The organism is Sphaerisporangium aureirubrum (assembly GCF_042658925.1).
GTDB classification, from domain to species: Bacteria; Actinomycetota; Actinomycetes; order Streptosporangiales; family Streptosporangiaceae; genus Sphaerisporangium; species Sphaerisporangium aureirubrum.
Map to the genome: position 1 here is coordinate 1 of NZ_JBHSRF010000111.1, position 23,460 is coordinate 23,460.

A 23,460-nucleotide genomic window follows, 5' to 3' on the forward strand; every position below is an offset into this window, starting at 1 on the left:
GGGTGGGAGTGGGTGTCGGGGTGGGTGTCGGCGTCGGGGTGGGTGTCGGGGTGGGGGTGCCGTAGGTCAGGCCGAAGCCGTACTCGAACGCCGCCGGCTTGCCGTCGCCGCCGTTGATGGGCTGCTGCCCGATGTTCTGCATCCACGTCATCGGCAGCTTCCCGGTCGGCGCGTAGTCGCCGAACAGCACGTCGGCCACGCCGCCGCCCTCGGTGCCGGGCAGCCAGGAGGCCAGCAGGGCGTTCCACTCGCCGAGCCGCGCCGAGATGTCCATCGGCCGTCCCGACACCAGCACCACGATCACCGGCACGCCCGCGGCCCGCAGCCGCGACAGCGTGTTGAGGTCCGTGGTGTCCAGGGTCAGCGACGTGCGGTCGCCCTCGCCCTCGGCGTACGGCGTCTCGCCGACGACCGCGATGGCGGCCCGGTAGGTGGAGTCGATGCCGGTGCCGTCCCGGTTGTAGGTGACGGTCGTGCCCGAGCCCACCTTCTGCCTGATGCCCTGCAGGATCGTGGTCCCGGTGGTGATGTTCCCCGAGGAGCCCTGCCAGGAGATCGTCCAGCCGCCGCTCTGGTTGCCGATGTCGTCGGCGTTCTTGCCGGCCACGAAGATCTTGCCGCCGTTCTTGGCCAGCGGCAGGATATTGCCGCTGTTCTTCAGCAGCACCTGGGACTTGCGCACGGCCTCCCTGGCCAGGTCGCGGTGCGCGGTGCTGCCGATCGTGGAGGCGTACGAGCGGTCCGCCATCGGGCGCTCGAACAGCCCGAGCTGGAACTTCTTGGTGAGGATGCGGCGGTTGGCGTCGTCGACGCGGGCGGCGCTGATCCGTCCGGCCTGCACCTCCTGCTTCAGCAGGGTGATGAACTGCCGGTAGCCGGTCGGCACCATCGCCATGTCGACGCCGGCGTTGAACGACGTCCTGATCTCGTCGGCGGTGAACCCGGGCTGGCCGTCGAGCTGGTCGATGGCCGCCCAGTCGGTCACCACGAAGCCGCTGAAGCCGAGCTCGGTCTTCAGCACGTCGGTGATGAGGAAGCGGTGGCCGTGCAGCCGCTGGCCGTTCCAGCTGCTGAACGACACCATCACCGAGCCCACGCCGCGCTCGATGGCGGCCCGGAACGGCGGCAGGTGGGTGGCGCGCAGCTCGGCCTCGCTGATCTGGGTGTCACCCTGGTCCCGGCCGCCGGTGGTGCCGCCGTCGCCGACGTAGTGCTTGGCGGTGGCCAGCACCGAGGCCGCCCCGCCGAGCGTGGAGCCCTGGAAACCGGTGACGATGCTCGACATCTGGCTGGTGAGCTGCGGGTTCTCGCTGAACGACTCGTAGGTGCGTCCCCACCGGTCGTCCCTGGCCACGCAGACGCAGGGCGCGAACGTCCAGTCGATCCCGCTGCCGGTGACCTCTTCGGCGACGGCCCGGCCGACCCGCTGCGCCAGGTCGGGGTCGCGGGTGGCGCCGAGCCCGATGTTGTGCGGGAACATCGTGGCGCCCTGGAGGTTGTTGTGGCCGTGCACGGCGTCCACCCCGTAGATCATCGGGATGGCCAGCGGCGTGGAGGTCGCCTGCCGCTGGAAGTTGTCGTACATGTCGGCCCAGCCCGCGGCGTTGTTGGGCGACGGGACCGATCCGCCGCCGGACAGGATCGAGCCGATGCGGTACGTCGCGACGTCGGAGATCGGGCTGATCGCCCCGCGCTCGGCCTGGACCATCTGGCCGACCTTGTCGTCCACCGTCATCCGGGACAGCAGGTCGTTCACGCGGGTCGCGACCGGCAGGCTCGGATCCTGGTACGGAAGCGCGAGCGCGGCGCGCCCCGAGCCCACGGCCTTGGCCGCCTGTGGTTGCTCCACGACGCCGAGCATCGCGAACGCCAGCACCACGACCAGCGGAATCCTCAAGGCGGCCAGCAGGGGACGTGGGTGCCGTAATGCGTTCATCGATTCCCTTCCTCGATGGCGCGGGGGTACGGCCCGGCTGCGGGCCGTACCCCCTGGGGGTGCCCGGCCGGGCTGATGAGGCCCGGCCGGGCTGTGGTCTCGCGCTCCCAGGGCATGAGACCACGTCTATGGGGATCAGGCGGGCGTGCAGCTCACCGTGGTGGGCAGGCCGCTCGAGCCGGATCCGATGAAGCCGACGGAGGTGGCCGTCTGGCCGACCCCGATGGGGGCGTTCCAGCTGACGGGCCGCACCACCACGGAGGCCCCGGACTGGGTGTACGTGGCGTTCCACATCTGGCTGATCGTCTGCCCGCCCGGGAACGTCCACGCCACGGACCAGCCGCTCAGCGCCGTGTTGCCGCTGTTACGCACGGCGATGTTGGCCTGGAACCCACCCGACCAGGAACTGGTGATGGTGTACGTCGCCACGCAGGCCCGGCCCGCGGTGGGCGTGGGCGTCGGGGTCGGGGTCGGCGTGGGAGTCGGTGTGGGGGTAGGGGTGGGGGTGGGAGTCGGTGTGGGGGTAGGAGTCGGGGTCGGCGTCGGCGTGGGAGTCGGCGTCGGGGTCGGGGTCGGGGTGGGAGTCGGGCTGGGGTCGGCGCCGGGCGGGGTGCCGTAGATCCGGTTGGTGCCGGAGTACACCACGATGTTCTGCACGGTGACCGGTGTCGCCCCCGGCGTCGTCGCCACTCCCGAGTACGACCAGTCGTTGGTCGGGTCCCACGACCCGGAGGAGCTCGCGATGCGGAACTGCATCTCACGCCGGGACTCCGACTGACCGGCCGGGGCGATCGACGTGCCGGAGCAGTCGATGGTGATGTAGTAGACCTTGCCGGAGAACTGCGTCGGCCCGGTCGGCGCCTTGCACTGCGTGTACGCCGAGGCCAGCGTGATCTGGGACGGCGTCGTGTTGCCGTCCAGCGTGAAGTAGTAGCGCAGGGACCCGTCGGTCAGCGCACGCGCCGGCCACGCCGAGTGGTTGTAGATCAGCGCCTTGATCTCGGTGTACCCGGTGCTCGCGGAGTTGACCGAGGCCTGCACGTAGATCTCCGGCCCGTCGGGGGTCTCCGCCACCGGGAAGTTCGTCAGCGTGGTGCCGCCGTACTCGCGGTACAGCCGGGCCAGCGCGCTGGTGAACCCCGCGTTGTAGTCGGTGGCGACCTCGTTCATCACGTAGTCGTTGCGGCTGTCGGTGTAGGCGTCGTTCGCCGACGTGGGCCCGCCGACCAGCGCGCCGTACAGGATGTGCCGGGTGGCGACGGGCTCGTTGATGCTGTTGGACCACGAGCCGTGCGCCGTGCGGTGGTGCGGGCTCTTCGGCGGGTTGGCGCCGAAGCCGACCACGTAGGAGGCCCGGCGCGGGTTGTCGCCCAGCGCGTAGTTGATCTGCCGCACGCCGAAGTCGTGGTACCGGGCCTTGCGGGTGGCGTCGGTCAGCCAGTCGCTGTAGACGAGCGCCACGAAGGCGGTGTTGGCGGCGTACCGCAGCGAGCCCCACTGGTCCAGCACGGCCTGGCCGCCCGGGGAGTAGTTCACCCGGTTGCCGTTCACCCCGACCGTCCAGAAGTCCAGCCAGCGGTTGGCGTCGTCGACGTACCGCTGCTTGCCGGTGAGCTTGGCCAGCAGCACGTAGGCGCCGTAGGACTTGTCGTCCCAGGCGATCGTCCACTTGTACGACTTGATGGTGCTCTGCGGCTCGTTGCTGAGGTTGTCGTAGTACTGCTCGGCCTTGGTCAGATAGGAAGCCTCACCGGTGGCCCGGTGCAGCCAGGCGGCCGCCCAGACCAGCTCGTCGTTGTAGCCGCTGTAGGAGCGGTAGTACCCGGCGGCGTCGGTGATGCAGTCGCTGTAGACCTTCCGCACCGTGTCGGCGAAGTTGTACAGCTGGCGGGCGTGGCTGACCAGCGTGTCGGCGTACGACGGGTTGGTGGGGCGGAACACCATGGAGGAGGCGGCCATCGCCGCCGCGGTCTCGCCCGCCAGGTCCGACCCGCCGCAGGAGGCGTCGATGCGGTACGCCGGGCGGTTCATCGTCATGACCTCGGCGGGACCCCACCACGCGTGGTCGGTGCCGCCGTTGCCCACCTGGCCGTACAGCACGTTCGCCGAGGGGTGGGCCTTGATGAAGTAGTCGTTGACCCACTTCAGGTTGTCCAGGAGGTAGGACAGCTGTCCCGAGCTCTGGTACGCGTCGCGGTACTCGACGGCGCCCCAGGCGAGCATGGTGGCGCTGGCCGCCATCGGAAGCCCGAACTTGACGTGGTCGCCGGCGTCGTACCACCCGCCGGAGAGATCGAGGCCGGCGCCGCTGCCGTCGGTCAGCGCCGAGTCGCCGCGCCACGCGACGCGGTTGCTCGCGGGCAGGTCGCCCGCGCGTTGCGCCTCGTAGAAGAACAGCGACTTCTGGAGCGCCTCGGCGTAGTTGTAGGCGGGGGCCGCGGAGGCCGGGCCGAGTACCGGGAAGATCGTGACCGACGCGGCGAGGATCGCCAGGCCGGTGAGCGCGCGCCTGAGGGACATCGATGGCCTCTCGAACTTGCTGCCTGCTGGGAACCGGTGGAACGGGCACGGGGTGGTGCCGGGTGGGGCGAGCGGGGTGCGGTGGGGGTCAGGCCCACCGCACCCCGCCATGGCGGTCCGCGGAGAACGTGTCAGGCGTCAGCGCGTGCCGCCCCGCAGGAGGTACGGCGGTGTGTCAGGCACCGCCGCACCCTGGCCTGCCGATCAGGGGAACAGACGGCCGTACTCGGCGAGGGCGACGGCGACGTCGACCTGCGCCCAGAAGCGGTGGTAGTTGAACGACGGGACCGGGCCGGTGCCGTTCAGGTAGGCCTGGACCTCGGGCCAGTCCGGGTCGTTCCGGTACCAGGAGCGGATGGAGATGAAGGTCGAGCTGCTGTTGATCACGTCGCCGTTCGGCATCTCGCCGGTCCAGCCGGGCGGGACGTAGATCGGGTCGTCGAGACGGTTGTAGTCGGCCTTGGTCTCCGGAACCGAGACACCCTTGGTGTCGGAGTTCGCCCACACGCCGTCCAGGATGGCCTTGGCCATGTCCCGCGCCGCCGTGTTGTTGGCACGGGCCGCGTAGTACATCAGGACCTTGGCGTAGGAACCGGCGACACCCACGTCGGTGGTGAAGTCGACGACGCTGACGTGCAGGTTGGTGTTGGCGGCCGGGCTGGAGGGGTTCCAGGTCGCCGGGGCGCCGGTCCACCGCAGTGTCGACGGGATCGAGTAGGTGTTGTTGGCGGTGTTGACGGTGGTGTTGGCCATCGCCCACGCGACCCACTTGTCGAGGATCCCCTTGGCGGTGGCGTTGCCCGTGGCGTTGTAGTACGCCGCCACGCGCTCCATCGACCACGCCTGGAAGCCGAACCACTGGTTGGACGGCGGGTCGTGGTAGACGGGCTGCCAGTCGTAGGCCATGCCGTAGAAGGTCGGCGTACCGGCCGGCGGGGCCGCGTAGTGGCCCTCCCAGCTGTTGGTCGCGCCACCCGCGATGGCACCTTCGGAGGACTGCAGCCAGCGGTAGAACTCGAGCTGCCGGGTCAGGCTGGTGGACCAGTCCGTGACGGCGGTCGCGCCGCGCGGCCGGAGCTCGGTCACGTTGGACAGCGCGTAGGCGGCCAGCGGGTTCTGGTAGCCCTGGTGGTTGTGGCTGGAGCCGATGCGCCAGGCCCAGCCGGCGGAGGAGTCGAGCGCGCCACCCCAGGCGTAGTACCAGGACAGCAGGTACGCCGAGGAGTTCTTGCCCGAGCCCGCCGCACAGGAGGTGCTGGTGCAGCCCTGCGCCTTGAAGTACTTGTCGTACATCGCGTAGCGGAGGTAGTCACCCATCTTGGCGGCCTTGGTCAGCGTCGCCGTGATCTGGGACTGGCGGCCCTGGGCGGTGGCCCAGACGTTGGCCCAGTACGCGACCTGGACGGCGCGCGCGTCGGCGTCCGGGGCGTTGGTGTACTTCCACTGGCGGGCGTAGGAGGCGTCGCCGGTGAACAGGTCCAGGTAGCCGTTCGGGCCGCCGAACGCGAAGTTGTCGCAGGACGGCTGCGGGATCGTCTCGAAGACCGACTCCTCCGGGCCACGCTGGTAGGTGTTGATGTAGGCGGGCTTGGTGGTGCCGTCGCCGCAGCGGCCGAAGCCGTAGGTGTTGTCGACGTCGATCAGCCAGTGCATGCCGTAGATGTCACGGGTGCCGTACGCGGTCTGCAACTCGTTGCCGATCGGGTCCTGACCGACCGAGACGCCGCTCTGCAGTTGCGACGGGTACTGGTTGATGGCGTTCCACTCACCGGCGTAGGTGGCCGGGGAGGCGGGGTTGTAGAACGAGTTCGTCGGCTGGTCGGCCGCGGGGGGGATGATGTACCTCTCCATCAGCGCCCAGGCGTCGTTGAACCTCGTCCACGTGCCGGTGACCTGGCCGTACACGGCCTCCAGCCACAGGAAGTAACTGAACGCCTCGGAGGTGGTCTCGTGACCGTGGTCCGGGGCCTCGACCATCAGGGTCTCCACCGAGTGGTAGGGGACGCCCTGCGGGGAGAAGTACCCGTTGGCCGGGTCCTTGATCTTGTTGTACAGCGTGGTGAAGCGCTGGATGTAGACGTTGTCGCCGCCGCCGCCTTCGTTGTCGGCTTCGGTCGCGACCACGGAGGCGCTGGTCCAGCCGCTCGCGGCCGACGTGAACGTGGCCGAGCCGGCGGTGCTGTCGGTGTCCTCGGCCGCCGCGATGGTGACGGTCTGCGGCGTGTTCCAGTTGGCCGTGGTGAAGGTCCGGGTGGCGCCCGCGCTGATGGTCAGGTCGGCGTCACCGCCGGAGGCCTTGGTGGTGGTCACCGTGACGCTGGCGGTGGGCTGGCGCGACAGGCGGATCGTGTAGCTCGCGTTGCTGCCCTCGGGGACGAGCAGGGTGGACGCGCTCGCCACGATCGTCGAGGTCTGTGTGCCGCTGACTGTTATGCCGATGGGTGACGAGGTGCCGCTCAAGGCTGGACTGCCGTTGTCGTACGCCACCGCTGTCAGCGAGTAGCTGCCCGCCGCGACGTTCGTCCAGCTGAAGGTGTACGGCGAGGAGGTGTCACTGCCGAGCAGGGTGGTCCCGTTGTAGAACTCGACCCGGCTGACCGTGCCGTCGGAGTCGGCGGCGGTCGCGGCGATGTTCACCGTCGCGGGCGCCGTGAAGGTCTGGCCGGAGGTCGGCGAGGTGATGGTCGCCGTCGGCGGCTGGTTCGTCGGGTTGGCGGCTCCACACGTCACACCGTTGACCGAGAACGAGGTCGGGTTGTTGTTCGTGCCGGTGTGCGCGCCGTTGAAGCCGATGCTGGTCGACTGGCCGCTGGCGAGGTTGCCGTTCCACGGCATGCTGGTCGCGGTCACGTTCTGGCCGCTTTGGGTCCAGTTGGCGCTCCAGCCCTGGGTGACCCGCTGGCCGGAGTTGGGGAACGTGAACCTCAGCGTCCAGCTGGTCCAGGCGTCACCGGTGTTCTTGACCGAGAGGGACGCGGTGAAACCGTTGTTCCAACTGTTCGCCGAGTAGGTGACGTCGCAGGTCACTGCTGCGTGGGCTGGTGCCGAGGCCAAGATGGTGAAGAGGCCGGCCGCCAGGCTGACCAACGCCACCCACACGCCGCGCCTCTTCGCGCGTGACCGTGGGAGCGCTCCCGCTCCTAACGATGTTGAAGACATCCTGAACGTACTCCAAAGGAATAAATGACGACGGATGGTACGGATGGTGTGCGAAGCGTCGGTCTCGTACCGGGCGGAGTGGTTGAGGGTGAATGGGAGCGCTCCCACATGGAAATTCTGGTGAGCGCGACAAAGATGTCAATGACGTGTCAGGCAGATTTCGCGGGGTGAAGGGCTCGCGGATCGCCAGCCTGCCCGTTCTTACACTCGCCTTACACGACTGCGTGGAATCGACTTGAAACTTTCAGCTATCGGACATCCCTGGTGATCGGCGCGCGGCCCCGCCGGGCTCGCGCGCCGATCATCGGCGCGGGACGGACGATCATCCCGCGCCGGAGGGCTCCGTCAGGTGCAGTAGAACGCGGCCGGAGCGGGGCTGGAAGACCCGTTGGCGGTGAAGCCCACCGAGACCGTCTGGCCCGGGGCGAGGGTCGGGGCGTAGCTCGGGGCCTTCGCGGTCCAGGTGGTCCCGCTCTGCGCGACCACGGCGTTCCAGCCGCTGACGAGGGTCACGCCGGAGGGCATGGTCCAGGTCACCGTCCAGTTGTTCCACGCGTTGACGCCCGTGTTGCGCACCGCCAGTTCGGCCTGGAAGCCGCCCTGCCAGGGGTTGGTGACCCGGTAGATGGTCTGGCACCGTCCGATGGTCGACGTGGGGCTGGGGGTCGGCGTGGGAGTCGGTGTCGGGCTGGGGGTTGGTGTCGGGGTGGGGGTGGGAGTCGGCGTGGGGGTCGGGGTCGGCGTGGGAGTGGGAGTGGGGGTCGGTGTGGGGGTCGGCGTGCGTGTGGGGGTCGGGGTCGGGCTCTGGGTGCCGCCGCCGACGGGCGGGATCAGGTACGGCTGGAGGATGCTCTGCTTGGCCTGGTCCACGGTGGCCCAGTCGTCCCTGAGGATGCCGCCGGTGTCCCCGGAGTTGGGGTTCCACGACCAGTAGGTGAACGACATGCCGTTCACCCCGGTGCCGGTGTACTTCATCAGCTCCTGGAGCCAGATCCGGTCGACGTTGCTGGCCAGCGTGGTGCCGAACTCACCCATCATGATCGGGGCGATGTTCTCCTTGTACAGGTAGCCCCAGGACCGGTCCCAGATGGCGGGCATGTTCGCCGGGTAGGACGGGTCGTCGAACCACGTCTGGTGGAAGACCGAGGTCGCGTACTCGTGCGGGGAGTAGACCAGCCGGTTGGCCACGTTGAGCCGCACGGGGAAGTCCCTGGCCTTGGACAGGTTGCCGCCCCACCAGCCGCAGGGCTCGTCGGGGATGTTGTCCCAGGCGTTGGCGTTGCCGCCGCTCGGGCAGCTCACGCCCTCGACGAAGATGAGCCAGTTGGGCTGCACCGAGAGGATCGCGTTGCCCGCCCGCTCGGCCGCCAGCCGCCAGTCGCGGTTGGTGTCGCCGCAGCCCCAGCACGAGCCGGTGCTGTTGGGCTCGGTGCCGTCGGCGTGCGGCTCGTTGTGCAGGTCGGCGCCGATGACGGTGGTGTTGCCCGCGTAGTGCTGGGCGAGCGTCTTCCAGTTGTTGATCCAGGTGGTCTCCGGGACCGCCGAGGTGTACCAGAGCGCGGTCTGGCCGGCGGCGGTGGGCCGGTGCCGGTCCAGGATGATCCGCATCCCCTTGCTACCGGCGTACTCCACGACCTTGTCGAGGATCTGCATCGGGTTCAGGCCGACCAGGTCGGGGTTGCTGAAGGTGTTGACGCTGGTCGCCACCGCGCCCGGCTTGACGGCGTCGTCGGAGTACGGCACGCGGATCGTGTTGTAGCCGAGGCTCGCCATCAGGTCGAGCTGGCTGCGCCAGGGGTTGTTGGCCCACAGGCCGTGGAAGGTCTTGTTGTCGGTCTCCATGCCGAACCAGTTGATGCCGGTCAGCCGCACCGTCGCGCCCGTGCTGTCGAGGATCTTGTTGCCGCTGGTGTGGAGGTAGCCCACACCCGTGCCGCCCGCCGCGCCCGCGGGTGCGGGGCCCAGCGTCACGGCGATGGCCGCGGCGGCGACGGTGACCGCGACCGCGGTCACCGCGGCCTGCCACCTGCTGCCGCTCCATGGTGTTCTCATCGGATGCCCTTCGTCACATGAGGGAGGCGCGACGGCGCTGCCGGAGCGCGCCGATATCGGCCTGTCGCGGCCGGTAGCCGTCCCCGGCCTGGAGGGGCCGGACTGCGCTGGTCATCGTTCGGCGCGGGTCCCGGGGCGTCAACAGGACGGGCCTCCCGGGGGTCGTTGCCGGGGTGTGACCTGGGGTGTGACCTTGCGTCGGCTGTGTAACTTTCACCCGATCTTTCAAGAGTGAAAATTTCGCGGCCGGACCATGGGGAGGGCCGAAAGGGCGAAGTGGGTTTCCCGTGGTCACGCGCTCGGCGCCTCGGCCGGCCGATGGAAGTTCCACGCCCGGCGCCGCTCGGACGAGAAAGATATTCCGTCAAACTGGGAGCGCTCCCATGTGGGGCGACAGGGTCAAGCCGGGGTCAAGGTCTGTGGTCAACCCTATTTTCGGACACTCTGATGAGCGACAAGATCGTCACTCTCCGCCCGCCCGTGTTCTGAAATAAGGAGAAATTCAGAAGAAGAATTATTTCCCAGTAAACAATCGGATTTGCCGGGATACATTCTCCGACATACCGGTATCTGGGCATGCGGCGCGACCGCCGCGGACGGACTGTGAGGGTGGTGTGACACGGGAGCACCCGCCGTACTCGGATCGCGCGGCACCCGGCCTGGGACCGGGCGCGCGGATGGCGGCGGGTGGTGCTACGCGGCCTTCTGGAGTGCCGCGCCGATGAGCGTGAGCCCCTCGTCCAGGTCCTGACGGACCTGCCGCGTGAGGCCGCCCTCGCGCTCCCTGTCCGCCAGCTTGGCGCGGACCTGCAGGAGCCCGTCGGACGAGTAGCCCTCGGCCTTGATGAGGTTGTGGACCACCTGGCGCAGGTCCAGGGCGACGTCGGCGCGCACGCTTCCCGCGGCCTGGCCGGCCTCGAGCGTGGCGTCGAACCTGCCCACCGCCTGGGTGAGCGTGAGCAGGGTGGAGGTGCCGCCGGTCGGGGCGGGGTCGCCCGGTCCGGCTTGCGGGCCCTTCGGCCCGGTGTCTCGATCCTTCGGCGGAGCCTGTGCGATCGGCGGCGGCTGCACCTTCTGAGGGCCCGCCGACTGCGTCGCGCCCGGTCGTGAGGTGGAGGGGGAAGGGTCGGTACGGGCCGCGCCGGTGGGCGAGGCGCTCTGTGAGCGGTCCACGACGGTGCCGGAGTCCGGGCCTGCGTCGGAGACCGGCTCGGTGAGCGCTCCCTGGTGACGCTCGCCGCCGGCGGCGGCGGGCCCTCCGGTGGGCAGGGAGGTGGTCGCCGCCGCGAGGGGCGGCCCCACCTCGGGTTGCACCCACAGAAGGACGGCGGTCCAGGTGGTCAGCACGGCCGCGGCCATGGTGACGACCCTGGCCCGCCGCACCCAGGGCGAGGTGGTGCGGACGGTCACGGCGGGTGCCGTGAGCGAGGCGCCCAGCACTTCGGCGACGTACTGGGCACTCGGCCGTTCCCCTGGATCCTGCGCCAGGCAGCGCCGGCACAGCTCGGCCACCTCGGCGGGCAGTCCGGGCACGCACGGGGCGGGCGGTTGCCCGGTCCGCTGCGCGTTCTCCAGTGCCTCCCAGGTGGTCTCGGGGTAGGGCAGGGTGCCGGTCAGCATCTCGAAGATCAGGACGCCGAGCGCGTACACGTCGACGGCCGGGTGCACCGGGACGCTGGTGAGGCGCTCCGGTGCCACATAGGGCGGTGTGCCGAAGTCGGCGAGCCGCTGGTCCACCTGCTCGCCGACGTACGCCGCGATGCCGAAGTCCAGCAGCTTGGCGCCCTCGGGGGAGAGCAGGACGTTCTCCGCGGTGACGTCGCGGTGCACGATGCCGCGCTGGTGGGCCGCCGCGAGGACCAGGGCCACACGGGTCCCGATCACCACGGCCTCCCGCCAGGGCAGCGGTCCTTCGGTGATGCGCTCCGACAGGGGCCGTCCGTCCAGCAGTCGCATCACGACGTACGCGGCCAACCGGCCACGCGTGGTGACCGTCTCGCCGTAGTCGTACACCTCGATGGCGTCCGGATGGATCAGCCGGGCGGTCGCCCGTGCCTCACGCATGATGAGATCACGGCCGTTGCTGTCACCGCCTACGCTGCCGTCCAGCAACTTGATCGCGACGGTACGATGCAGCGACTGGTCGAAAGCGCGCCAGATCGCCGACATGCCCCCCGAGGCGATGCGCTCGACGAGCCGGTAACGGCGCGTGAGCACATCGCCTTCCTGCACGCCCCCCGAATCAAGTTGATTCACGTACCACCAGCTCCGTGGGAAGTATGGGGTTTCCGTGCTGGACGTCCTCCTCGGAGGTGATCGCCATGAGCAGCATCCTGGCCGCGAGCACGGCCATCTCCTCCACCGGCTGGCGCACGGTGGTCAGGGTGGGGGAGGTGTGCCGAGCCAGTGGCGCGTCGTCGAAACCGACCACCGCCACGTCGTCCGGCACCCGGCGCCCGGCGCGCCGCAGCGCCTGCATGGCGCCCGCGGCCATCGGGTCCGACGCGGCGAACACCGCGTCGAGGTGCGGAGACCGCTGCAGGAGCCACTGCATGGCGTGTGCGCCAGAGGCGTGGGTGAAGTCGCCGTAGGCCACGGGGACCTCGGTCATCCCGGCCGCGTTGAGGGTGCGCAGGAAGCCGTCGAGACGGTCCCGTGCGCCCGGCAACGTGGGCGGGCCCGCGATCACGGTGATCGCGCGCCGGTTGGTCAGCAGGAGATGCTCGGCGGCCTGACGGGCGCCGTCCCTGTTGTCCATGTCGACGAAGGGCAGGTCGATGCCGTCCGGTGGGCGGCCGGCGCTGCGTACGGCGATCCCCGACGCGGCCAAAGTCACCGCGAGAGGATGTCGCTCTCTGGCGCCTGCGAGCAGGACACCGTCGAACGAACCGGTCACCAGCGGCGGCGCGGCGATCGTCGAGGTCGCCGGTGTGGCGGTCATCACGACGAAGGGCACACCGTAGCCGGTGAACACCTCGTCCGCCGCGGACAGGAGTCTCGCGTAGAAGGGTTCGGCGAACATGCGTTGCGTGTGCTCGCAGACCACCGCCGCGACGAGCTGGTCCGAACGCCGGGCGGAAGTGCCGCGGGGCGCGCGGTGCCGTACGTAACCCAGACGTGACATCGCGTCATGGACCTGGCGGCGGGTCGAGGTGCTCACTCGGACCGAGCCGGTGAGCACTCGTGATGCCGTTGCAGGAGAGACTCCTGCTTCGGCTGCTACCTGGGCAAGCGTTGGCTGGTCAGCCATCCGGCTTCCTCCGCTTTCAACATTTAATCGCGAAGGTGTGGGAGCGCTCCCACCACAATAACAGTGTTTCTTGCGTGTCAACAGATGTTTCCGGTAAATGTTCCACGCCGATCTGGAGGCGATGTTACGGACATATTCCATGCGAAGAAAGGTCCCTGTCAGACTTCCTCAAGCGGAGAGGTCTCCGGGCCTGGCCCGGGCGGTACCGCCCGGCGGCGCCGCCCCGGCAGGCAGCCCTGCTCAGCCCTGTCCTTCACTCAACCGGTTGAGTACAATCAAGCCGGGGGCGTTGCAGATTTGTTACGCGATCACGCGCTCGGAGTCCCACTCCTTGGTCATCCCGAAGGCCCTGGCGATCAGTTCGAAGGACCGCAGCCGCGCCTCCCCGCCGTGCACCCCGGTAGTGATCATCAGCTCGTCCGCGCCGGTCCGCTCGCGCAGCGCCTCCAGCCCGGCACGCACCGTGTCCGGGTCGCCGTGGATCACATTGGACAGCCACTCGTCGAGGGTGTACCGCTCGGCGTCGGTGTAGGGGTACTCCTCCGCCTCCTCCGGGGTGGGCAGCGGCGCCGGGCGCCCGCGGCGCAGCCGGAGCATGCCTAGAGCGCCGGTGCGCGCCCGCCGCAGGGCCTCCTCGGCGGTGTCCGCGGCCACCGCGCCGACGCCGATCATCGCGTACGGCCGGTCCAGGACCTCCGACGGACGGAACGAAGCCCGGTAAAGGTCCAGCGCGGGAATCGTGTTGGCCGAACTGAAGTGATGGGCGAACGCGAACGGCAGGCCGAGTAGACCCGACAGCCGCGCGCTGAAGCCGCTCGACCCGAGCAGCCAGATCGGGGGACGGCCCGAGCCGGGCGCCGCCGCCTCCCCGGGGATCGCGCGGATGCGCTCGTAGGGGCTGCCCGCCGGGTGGGCGTCGTCCAGGAAGCCGATCAGGTCGGTCAGCTGGCGCGGGAAGTCGTCGGCGTCCGGGGTCGCCTCGCGGCGCAGCGCGCGGGCCGTCGCCTGGTCGGTGCCGGGCGCGCGGCCGAGGCCGAGGTCGATGCGGCCGGGGTGCAGGGCGTGCAGGGTGCCGAACTGCTCGGCGACGACGAGCGGGGCGTGGTTGGGGAGCATCACGCCGCCCGAGCCGAGCCGGATCGACGAGGTGTTCGCGCCGAGGTGGGCGAGGATCACGGCCGGCGAGGAGCTTGCCACGCTCGGCATCCCGTGGTGCTCGGCCACCCAGAAGCGGTGGTAGCCCCACGCCTCGGCCAGCCGGGCCAGCTCGGTGGTGGTGCGCAACGCGTCGGCCGGGGTGTCCCCGGAGCCGACGGTGGCGAGGTCGAGCACGGACAGGGGGACGGCCGACTCGCCCCGCGCGACACCACGGATCACATCACTCACGCTCACGGCAACCGGGGCGGAGCGATCCCTATTCCAGGGTCCGGCCACAACTGAGCCCGGGAGATCCCGGGAGCCGGCGGCCGGGCCGGGGAGGCGGCCGTCCGCGTCCGGCCGGGGGTACCGGCCCTGGCGCGGGGGCGGACGGGGACAGCGCCGGCTCGTCTCGGCGGTGTCAGGCCGGGGGCCGGTCGTCGGCCGGGACGGTGGCGACGAGCTCGACCGTGCAGAAGGCGCAGCGGCGGGCGTCGACCGGGATGTCGCTCAGGCACTCGGGGCAGGTCTTCTCGGCGGACGCCTTGTCGCGGTCGAAGAAGGAGATCACCCGCGTCATCGGCGTGATCACCAGCCAGTAGATCACCGCGGCGATGATCAGGAATGTCAGCAGGTGGTTGACGAAGTCGCCGTACTTGAACACCGCCCCGTTGACGGTGAAGGTGAACCGGGAGAAGTCCGGCTGACGACCGCCGGTGAGCGCGGCGATCAACGGCGTGATCAGGTCGGCGACCAGCGCCTGGATCAGCCCGCTGAACGTCGCGCCGATCACCACGGCGACGGCGAGCTCGACGAGATTGCCGCGCATCAGGAACTGCTTGAATCCGCTCAACGTCGTCTCCTTGCGAGGGGGGTGCCCGGGGGGCGGGCTTCGGTCACCGGTTCACCGGCGGGGGTGGGGTCCGGCTACCCGCGTGCCGCCCGGCGAAAACCGCCGGGAGGCGGCGGCGTCCGGGCGATGCCCCGCCCGGACGCCTGCCGGTGGCCGAGGTGGGCGGTCGGCCCACCCCGGCGCCCGTCTTCCGCCCGCTATTTGGGTTATTCCTTGAGGCTCGAGAGGTCGAACTCGCCGTTCTTGGCGCCTTCGATGAAAGCCTGCCATTCGCTCTCGGTGTAGAGGAGCGCAGGATTGCTCGGATCCTTGGAGTCACGTACGGCGATCAACCCGTCCGTGGCTGCTACCTCGACGCAGTTTCCGGTGTTGCATCGAGTGGCCGAACGCCATCTGGCGTCCGGGAAATACGCGGCTGACGAGAACCTCATTGATTCTCCTGATGGTGTCGGGCATGACGAGGCCACCGGAAGATCCGGTGTCCCATCTCCGGCATTATGCCATCAGATGATCGTGAACGTGCCGTCGCCGTGCCGCTTGATCAGATCGCGTACTTCTGGTTGACTTCGGCCATCCACGCCTCCGACGTGGGCGGATCCAGCGCCGCTGCACGCAGGTGCCCGATCGCCTCCCGGTACAGCGCGAGCTCCGCGGGCTTCTCGAAGTACTCCATTCGCACCATGGATTCGGTGTAGACGACGTCCGAAACTCTGGAATCGGCCATTTCGAGCAATGCGAACGCGCTGTTGAATCCAATGTGCGCGCCCGCGCTGAACGGCACGATCTGAATGGTCACCTGCGGCAGCCGGGCCAGCTCCAGCAGACGGTCGAGCTGCGCGCGCATGATATTCCGATTACCGATGTGGCGATGGAGAACCGATTCGTCCAGCAGGGCGAGATGGTGCGGCGGGGATTCACCGTGCAGCAGCCGCTGGCGTTTCATCCGCGCGTCGACGCGCTCCCGGAGCACTTCTTCCCTGATGCCGGGAAGCACCCCGCGAATTATCGCGCCCGCGTATTCCTCGGTCTGCAGGATGCCCGGCACCGCGCACGTGTCGTAGACCGTGACGGCGGACGCCTCGGCCTCCAGGCCGAGGTAGAGGCGGAAGTCGCGGTGGTCGTAGGCCTGCCACCAGCCGCCCTCCCTGGCCTCCCTGGCCATGGTCATCAGCGCGTCGGTCTCGGCCGGGCCGAGGCCGTAGATCTGGCACAGGTCGCGCACGTCGCGCGGGATGACGCCGCGCTGCCCGGTCTCGATCCGGCTGATCTTGGCGGTGGAGCATTCGAGGCGCTGGGCGGCGTCCTCGATGCTGAGACCGGCGTGTTTCCTCAGCTCTCGGAGACGGCCGGCGAGCTGGCGACGGCGGAGGGTGGGGTTCGCCCCGGGCATCGCCTCTCACCTCCTCGTGGCCTGAACGGCGGTCGGGTGCCCAGGCGCCCGATGTTGTGACAGCTCACGCTATTCTCCGCGGGCCTTTCCCGAGGTATACACGAGGGACAGTGTCTCGTGGCAATTGCCATTGGCGGTTGCTCCGAGGACGAACAAGGGTAAACAGATGGTCAGCCCCTAAACGGAGCAGACGCCGCGTCCGTGCATCGCGCCACACGGGCGAGGACGCCGTACGGGACGGGGAAGGGCGCGCGCGGGACGGCGCGCGACAGCGCGGCATCGGGGCACGGTGCCGCCGTCACGCCGGGCCGATGGTGGGGACATCGCGACCCGGTGCGCAGACGGTCACGCGCGGGACCCAGAGAGGAACGGTTCCTCATGAACGTCAGCATGGCCGGGCTGGGGGCGGGTCTGTGGACCACGCTCCGCCATCGGGCGGTGACCCGGCACTGGGCGCTCAGCGACGCGCTGTTCGCCGAGATCGACGGTTTCGCCTGGGTACAGGGCTGGGCGATCGACCGGCACCGCACTCATCACACCTACCGCGACCCGCGTTTCGACCGCGTGGTCGCCTGCTTCACCTGCGGGGGCGACGGCGCCGCGCAGGGCCGGGCGTGCGCCACCTGCGAGGGCGCCGGCCTGCTGAACTTCTTCGAGCCCCCGGCACCCAGGCGCGGCTGACCCGGCCGCCGCCCGGTACGCTGGGCGCCGTCCCGGTGCGGGTAGCGTAACGATCAGGGCGCTGAACTGGATGAACGGCGGGATCCCCCAAACGGGAGGAATCGCACAATGCCGACGTTCATCCTGTGAAACGCTCACTCGGCTGCGCTCCGCCGCATGGTCGGGGGACCATGGGGCAAATCCCTATCCGGGTGGTGACATGATCGAAACTTGGCCCGGCGACCCCTATCCGCTCGGGGCTACATACGACGGCGCGGGAACGAACTTCGCGCTGTACACCGAGGTCGGCGAGCGCGTGGAGCTCTGCCTCTTCGACGACGACCAGAAGGAGCAGCGCGTCGCGCTCACCGAGTGCGAGGGCTTCGTCTGGCACGGATACCTGCCCGGCATCGGGCCCGGCCAGCGGTACGGCTACCGCGTGCACGGGGCCTACGATCCCGCGCGCGGGCAGCGCTGCAATCCCAACAAGCTGCTGCTCGACCCCTACGCCAAGGCCATCGACGGCACGGTCGAGTGGGACCAGGCCGTCTACGGCTACCGCTTCGGCGAGCCCGACAGCCGCGACGACACCGACTCGGCGGCGTACGTGCCGAAGTCGATCGTGGTCAACCCGTTCTTCGGCTGGGGCCACGACCGGCCGCCCGCCACGCCGTACCACAACACGGTGATCTACGAGGCGCACGTGCGGGGCCTGACCATCCAGCACCCCCGCATCCCCGAGCGCATCCGCGGCACCTACGCCGCGCTCGGCCACCCCGAGATCATCGACCACCTCACCGGGCTCGGCGTGACCGCGGTCGAGCTGATGCCCGTGCACCAGTTCGTCACCGACCACACCCTCCAGCAGCGCGGCCTCACCAACTACTGGGGCTACAACACCATCGGCTTCTTCGCGCCGCACAACGCCTATTCCAGCTCGGCCGAGCGCGGCGGCCAGGTGCTGGAGTTCAAGGCCATGGTGAAGGCGCTGCACGAGGCGGGCATCGAGGTCATCCTCGACGTGGTCTACAACCACACCGCCGAGGGCAACCACCTCGGCCCCACGCTCAGCATGCGCGGCATCGACAACGCGTCCTACTACCGCCTGGTGGACGACGACCAGCGCTACTACATGGACACCACCGGCACCGGCAACAGCCTGCTGATGCGCTCGCCGCACACCCTCCAGATGATCATGGACTCGCTGCGCTACTGGGTCATCGAGATGCACGTGGACGGCTTCCGCTTCGACCTCGCCGCCACCCTGGCCCGCGAGCTGCACGAGGTGGACCGGCTGTCGGCGTTCTTCGACCTCGTCCAGCAGGACCCCGTGCTCAGCCAGGTCAAGCTGATCGCCGAGCCGTGGGACGTCGGCCCTGGCGGCTACCAGGTCGGCAACTTCCCGCCCCGCTGGACCGAGTGGAACGGCCGCTACCGCGACACCATCCGCGACATGTGGCGCGGCGAGCCCGCCGCCCTGCCGGAGTTCGCCTCCCGCCTCACCGGTTCCAGCGACCTGTACCAGGACGACAGCCGGCGCCCCGCCGCGTCCATCAACTTCGTCACCTGCCACGACGGCTTCACGCTGCGCGACCTCGTCTCCTACAACGACAAGCACAACGACGCCAACGGCGAGGGCAACCGCGACGGCACCGACGACAACCGTTCGTGGAACTGCGGCGAGGAGGGCCCGGCGTCCGGCGCGGTGGAGAGCCTGCGCGAGCAGCAGAAGCGCAACTTCCTCGCCACGCTGTTCCTGTCCCAGGGCGTGCCGATGTTGTCCCACGGCGACGAGCTCGGCCGCACGCAGCTCGGCAACAACAACGCCTACTGCCAGGACAACGAGATCAGCTGGGTCGACTGGTCCGACGTCCGGGAGAACTGGCTGCTGCTGGAGTTCACCCAGCGGCTGGCCAGGCTGCGGCGCGACCACGCGGTGTTCCGGCGCAGGCGCTTCTTCTACGGCCGCGCCGTCCGCGGCTCGGGCGACGAGCTGACCGACATCGCGTGGCTCACCCCGTCCGGCAGCGAGATGACCGACGGCGACTGGCACAACGGCTACGCCAAGTCCCTGTGCGTGTTCCTCAACGGCGAGGCCATCACCGAGCCGGACCGCCGGGGAAGACGCATCATCGACGACTCGTTCCTGCTGATGTTCAACGCCCACCACGACACCATCCGCTACACCCTCCCGAAGGCGTTCGGCGACCTGTGGGTCCCCGAGATCGACACCGCCACCCCCATCTCCATCGACTCGGAGGTCTACCGCGCCGGCGAACAGGTCCCGGTCGCGGGCCGCTCGGTCCGCGTCCTGCGCCGCGCCTGACCCGGGCACGGATTCCCGGCCGCGGGGCGGGACGCCTCACGCTCCGGAGGGCTCCACGCCTCCGGACGAGACGGCCAGGAATATCCGGTGTCCGCGTCTGGCTGTTGGGCAGGGATCAGATGCCCTGGGCATCCCGCCGCACGGCGGGATCCCGGTGTCCCCCGCCCCCGAGGCGTCCCCGCCTCGGTGCCGTCCGGGGTGCCGGCTTGGCCGTACGCTGCCGAGTGAGGCACGGCCGCACCCCGCCGGCCCGGGTGCCGGCATGCCCGGCCGACCCCAGGAAGGACACATCAGGTGACCGACCCCGTACCGTCCCCCGTGCCGCGCCCGCCCGCCGCGACGTACCGGCTCCAGCTGACCCCCGCCTTCGGGTTCGCCGACGCGGCGGCCCTCACCGGCTACCTCACCGAGCTGGGCGTGAGCCACCTGTACCTCTCGCCGATCCTCCAGGCCGTGCCGTCCTCCCTGCACGGGTACGACGTCACCGACCACTCCCGCGTCCGCGAGGAGTTCGGCGGGGCGCGGGGCCTGCGTGAGCTGGCGGCGGCCGGCCTGCCGATGATCACCGACATCGTGCCGAACCACATGACGGTGCCGGTCCCCGAGTCGGACAACCGGCGGCTGTGGGAACTGCTGCGCGACGGCCCCGGGACGGCCGCGGCCCGGTGGTTCGACGTCGACTGGGACGCCGGGCCGGTCGCGATGCCCGTCCTCGGCGACGGCGCCGACACCGGCACCGAGGTGGTGGCCGACGGCGACGCGCTGCGCTACCACGACCACCGCTTCCCGCTGCGCCCCGGCACCACCGACCTCGCGGACCAGCACTACCGGCTGGTGCCCTGGCGCCAGGGCCCCGGCTACCGCCGCTTCTTCGACGTCTCGTCGCTGATCGGGCTGCGGGTGGAGGACCCGGAGATCTTCGACGCCACCCACGAGGTGATCCTCACCCTGATCGCCGAGGGCGTGCTCACCGGCCTGCGGGTCGACCACCCCGACGGCCTCGCCGACCCCCGCGGCTACCTCGCCCGGCTGCGCGAGCGTGCCCAGGTGTGGACGGTCGCCGAGAAGATCCTCATCGACGGCGAGCGGCTGCCGTCCGACTGGGCCTGCGACGGCACCACCGGCTACGACGCGCTGAACATGATCACCCGGCTGTTCGTCGACCCCGCCGGTCAGCAGAGCCTGGTCGACACCTTCGTCAAGCACACCGGCGTCACCCAGGACTACGACGTCATCGTCTACGAGTCCAAGAAGCAGGTCCTGGCGCAGTTCTTCGGCGTCGAACTGGACCGGTTGTCCCGTGGCGAGCCCGGCCTGCGCGAGGCCATGGCCGAGCTGCTCGCCGCGATGCCCGTGTACCGGGCGTACATCGTGCCCGGCGAGGAGCCGCCGCCCGAGAGCGTCCAGGTGATCCGTTCGGCCGCCGAACTGGCCGCGCTGCGCGCCGACCCCAACGCGGTGCGGCTGGCCGCCGACCTGGTGCTGCACGGCCCCCCCGAGACCGTCGTACGGTTCCAGCAGGCGTGCGGCCCCGTGATGGCCAAGGGCGTCGAGGACACCGCGCTGTACCGCTGGTACCCCCTGGCCTGCCTCAACGAGGTCGGCGGCGAGCCCGACCGCTTCTCCGTCACCGCTGAGGAGTTCCACGCCTTCTGCGCGGAGATGCCGCCGTACGGCATGACCACCCTCTCCACCCACGACACCAAGCGCTCGGAAGACGTGCGGGCCCGGCTCGCCGTGCTGTCCGAGCTGCCCGGCGAATGGGCCGAGGCGGTGGCCGAGTGGTCGGCCCGGGTGTCCTTCGATCCCCGGCTGGACTACCTGGCCTGGCAGAACCTCATGGCCGCCTGGCCGATCGACGTCGAGCGCTTCGGCGACTACCTGTTCAAGGCCGCCCGTGAGGCCAAGACCTCCATCTCGTGGATCGCCCCCGACCCCGCGTACGAGGCCGGCGTGCGCGACTTCGCGACCCGCGCGATCGACGAGTGCGGCCCCTCGGTGGCCGCGTTCACCGAGCGCATCGACCGCTTCGCCCGGGTCAACTCCCTGGGCCAGAAGGCCGTGCAGATCATGATGCCCGGCGTCCCCGACGTCTACCAGGGCACCGAGACCACCGACTTCTCCCTCGTCGACCCCGACAACCGGCGCCCCGTCGACTACGCCTACCGCCGCTCCCTGCTCGCCGGCCCCGGCGCCGACAGCTGGGACGCCGCCAAGCTCCTGGTCACCCGCACCGCCCTCGCCCTGCGCTCCCGCCTCGCCCCCGCCGCCTCCTACGTCCCGCTCACCGTCACCGGAGAGGCCGGGGACCACGTCATCGCGTTCTGCCGAGGCGAGCACGCCGTCACGGTGGCGACCCGGCACCCCGCCGGGCTGTCCCGGCGCGGCGGCTTCACCGGCGAGATCCTGGCACTGCCCCCGGGCCGGTGGCGCTGCCTGCTGACCGGCGAGCAGCACACCGGCCGCATCCCGCTCGCCCACCTGCTGGCGCGTTATCCGGTGGCTCTGCTGGAAAGGGAATAGCGGGCGGCGTCTCCGCCGCACCGTTTCGCCGCATCCCCTGGGAGAGACATGTTCGAGGTCTGGGCTCCGGCCGCCACCCGTGTCGAGGTCGAGATCGACGCGGCACATCGCCACGAGATGACCCGTGGCGAGGGAGGCTGGTGGACGGCGGAGGTCCCCGGCGCCGGCCACGGCACCGACTACACCTTCCGCCTGGACGGCGGCGACCCGCTGCCCGACCCCCGGACCCGGTGGCAGCCCTCCGGCATCTTCGGCCCGAGCCGCGTCTACGACCACGACCGCTTCGCGTGGACCGACCGGTCGTGGCGGGGCCGCGCGCTGCCCGGCTCGATCATCTACGAGCTGCACGTGGGCGCCTTCACCACCGAGGGCACCTTCGACGCCGCCATCGAACGCCTCGGCCACCTGGTGGACCTCGGCGTCGACTTCGTCGAACTGCTCCCCGTGCCCCCCGTGCCCGGCCGCCACAACTGGGGCTACGACGGCGTGGACCTGTACGCCGTGCACGAGGAGTACGGCGGCCCCGACGGCCTGAAGCGCTTCGTCGACGCCTGCCACAATGCCGGCCTCGGCGTCATCCTCGACGTGGTGCACAACCACCTCGGCCCGTCCGGCAACTTCCTCGCCCCCTTCGGCCCGTACTTCCACGAGTCGGCGTCCTCGTTCTGGGGCCAGGCCGTCAACCTGGACGGCAAACACTCCGACGAGGTCCGCCGCTACTTCATCGGCAACGCCCTCCACTGGCTCCGCGACTACCACATGGACGGCCTCCGCCTGGACGCCGTCCACGCCCTCCACGACCAGCGCGCCATCCACTTCCTGGAGGAACTGGCCGTGGAGACCGACGCGTTGTCCGCCGCCCTCGGCCGTCCCCTCTCGCTGATCGCCGAATCCGACCTCAACGACCCCCGCCTCGTCACCCCGCGTGAGGCGGGCGGCTACGGCCTGGCCGCCACCTGGGACGACGACGTCCACCACGCCCTGCATTCCGCCCTGACCGGCGAGCGCCACGGCTACTACTGCGACTTCGGCTCCATGGAGGTGCTGGCCAAGGTCCTGACCTCCGCCTACCTCCACGACGGCACCTACTCGACCTTCCGCGCCCGCACCCACGGCCGCCCCGTCGACCGCCGCCGCACCCCCGGCCACCGCTTCGTCTGCTCCCTCCAGAACCACGACCAGATCGGCAACCGCGCCCGGGGCGACCGCCTCCCCCCCGAAGCCCTCCGCCTCGGCGCCGCCCTCCTGCTGACCTCCCCCTACACCCCCATGCTCTTCATGGGCGAGGAATGGGGAGCCACCACCCCCTTCCTCTTCTTCACCGACCACATCGAACCCCACCTGTCGGTAGGCGAAGCCGAACGCCGCGAACGCGAATTCGTCGGCTTCGGCTACGAAGACTGGCTGGGCACCGCCCCCGACCCCCAGCAGGAGTCCACCTTCCACGCCTCCAAACTCAACTGGTCCGAGCTGACCACCCCCGACCACGCTGACCACCTAGCCTGGTACCGCTCCCTGATAACCCTCCGCAAAACCCACCCCGCCCTCACCAACCCCCGCCTGGACCAGGTAGACGTCACCTACGACGAGGAAGCCCGCTGGCTGACCCTCACCCGACCCCCCCTCCAAATCACCGTCAACCTCTCCCCCTCCC

General features: G+C 70.0%; 14 protein-coding genes. 4 read left to right on the forward strand and 10 right to left on the reverse strand.

Annotated elements, in window-relative coordinates:
* From ACFP1K_RS38045 to ACFP1K_RS38090, 10 genes are all read right to left on the reverse strand, one after another.
* Window positions 1–1,936 (reverse strand): glycoside hydrolase family 3 protein (locus ACFP1K_RS38045; protein ID WP_380762820.1); only part of this gene is annotated, 1,936 nt, incomplete at its 3' end.
* Between the two features lie 135 nt (window positions 1,937–2,071).
* Entirely contained in the window at window positions 2,072–4,456 is a 2,385-nt protein-coding gene (locus ACFP1K_RS38050; RefSeq protein ID WP_380762822.1) for a glycoside hydrolase family 9 protein, read from the reverse strand.
* Between the two features lie 204 nt (window positions 4,457–4,660).
* Complete coding sequence (locus ACFP1K_RS38055) at window positions 4,661–7,555, reverse strand: glycoside hydrolase family 48 protein (protein WP_380762824.1); 2,895 nt, start codon at window positions 7,553–7,555, stop codon at window positions 4,661–4,663.
* A gap of 405 nt (window positions 7,556–7,960) precedes the next feature.
* Window positions 7,961–9,667, reverse strand: a complete 1,707-nt coding sequence (locus ACFP1K_RS38060) for a cellulase family glycosylhydrolase (protein WP_380762827.1) — start codon at window positions 9,665–9,667, stop codon at window positions 7,961–7,963.
* 693 nt (window positions 9,668–10,360) lie between these two features.
* Entirely contained in the window at window positions 10,361–11,884 is a 1,524-nt protein-coding gene (locus ACFP1K_RS38065; protein WP_380762829.1) for a serine/threonine-protein kinase, read from the reverse strand.
* Between the two features lie 25 nt (window positions 11,885–11,909).
* Window positions 11,910–12,917: a LacI family DNA-binding transcriptional regulator gene (locus tag ACFP1K_RS38070; RefSeq protein WP_380762831.1), complete on the reverse strand. Its 1,008-nt coding sequence runs from the start codon at window positions 12,915–12,917 to the stop codon at window positions 11,910–11,912.
* Between the two features lie 300 nt (window positions 12,918–13,217).
* A complete protein-coding gene (locus ACFP1K_RS38075; RefSeq protein WP_380762834.1) occupies window positions 13,218–14,294 on the reverse strand; it encodes an LLM class flavin-dependent oxidoreductase in 1,077 nt (358 codons plus the stop codon).
* Window positions 14,295–14,475: 181 nt separating this feature from the next.
* Window positions 14,476–14,907 carry a large conductance mechanosensitive channel protein MscL gene (gene mscL / locus ACFP1K_RS38080; protein ID WP_380762837.1) on the reverse strand — a complete coding sequence of 144 codons (432 nt, stop codon included), beginning with the start codon at window positions 14,905–14,907 and terminating at the stop codon, window positions 14,476–14,478.
* Between the two features lie 206 nt (window positions 14,908–15,113).
* Window positions 15,114–15,338 carry a DUF397 domain-containing protein gene (locus ACFP1K_RS38085; RefSeq protein ID WP_380762840.1) on the reverse strand — a complete coding sequence of 75 codons (225 nt, stop codon included), beginning with the start codon at window positions 15,336–15,338 and terminating at the stop codon, window positions 15,114–15,116.
* 110 nt (window positions 15,339–15,448) lie between these two features.
* A complete protein-coding gene (locus tag ACFP1K_RS38090) occupies window positions 15,449–16,297 on the reverse strand; it encodes a helix-turn-helix domain-containing protein (protein ID WP_380762844.1) in 849 nt (282 codons plus the stop codon).
* A gap of 378 nt (window positions 16,298–16,675) precedes the next feature.
* Between ACFP1K_RS38090 and ACFP1K_RS38095 the strand changes: the two genes are divergently transcribed.
* The 4 genes from ACFP1K_RS38095 to treZ form a co-directional block, all read left to right on the forward strand.
* Window positions 16,676–16,978, forward strand: a complete 303-nt coding sequence (locus ACFP1K_RS38095; protein ID WP_380762847.1) for a hypothetical protein — start codon at window positions 16,676–16,678, stop codon at window positions 16,976–16,978.
* Between the two features lie 199 nt (window positions 16,979–17,177).
* Window positions 17,178–19,283, forward strand: a complete 2,106-nt coding sequence (gene glgX, locus ACFP1K_RS38100; protein ID WP_380762850.1) for a glycogen debranching protein GlgX — start codon at window positions 17,178–17,180, stop codon at window positions 19,281–19,283.
* 294 nt (window positions 19,284–19,577) lie between these two features.
* Entirely contained in the window at window positions 19,578–21,806 is a 2,229-nt protein-coding gene (gene treY / locus ACFP1K_RS38105) for a malto-oligosyltrehalose synthase (protein WP_380762852.1), read from the forward strand.
* A gap of 48 nt (window positions 21,807–21,854) precedes the next feature.
* Window positions 21,855–23,460: malto-oligosyltrehalose trehalohydrolase (gene treZ, locus ACFP1K_RS38110; RefSeq protein WP_380762855.1), on the forward strand; the 1,606-nt coding region annotated here is incomplete at its 3' end.

What these genes read in the sequence shown, in the direction of transcription:
- ACFP1K_RS38050 (WP_380762822.1), bottom strand. Translation starts at nt 4,456, where the DNA reads ATGTCCCTCAGGCGCGCGCTCACCGGCCTGGCGATCCTCGCCGCGTCG.
- ACFP1K_RS38060 (WP_380762827.1), bottom strand. Translation starts at nt 9,667, where the DNA reads ATGAGAACACCATGGAGCGGCAGCAGGTGGCAGGCCGCGGTGACCGCG.
- ACFP1K_RS38070 (WP_380762831.1), bottom strand. Translation starts at nt 12,917, where the DNA reads ATGGCTGACCAGCCAACGCTTGCCCAGGTAGCAGCCGAAGCAGGAGTC.
- ACFP1K_RS38085 (WP_380762840.1), bottom strand. Translation starts at nt 15,338, where the DNA reads ATGAGGTTCTCGTCAGCCGCGTATTTCCCGGACGCCAGATGGCGTTCG.
- ACFP1K_RS38090 (WP_380762844.1), bottom strand. Translation starts at nt 16,297, where the DNA reads ATGCCCGGGGCGAACCCCACCCTCCGCCGTCGCCAGCTCGCCGGCCGT.
- ACFP1K_RS38095 (WP_380762847.1), top strand. Translation starts at nt 16,676, where the DNA reads ATGAACGTCAGCATGGCCGGGCTGGGGGCGGGTCTGTGGACCACGCTC.
- glgX (WP_380762850.1), top strand. Translation starts at nt 17,178, where the DNA reads ATGATCGAAACTTGGCCCGGCGACCCCTATCCGCTCGGGGCTACATAC.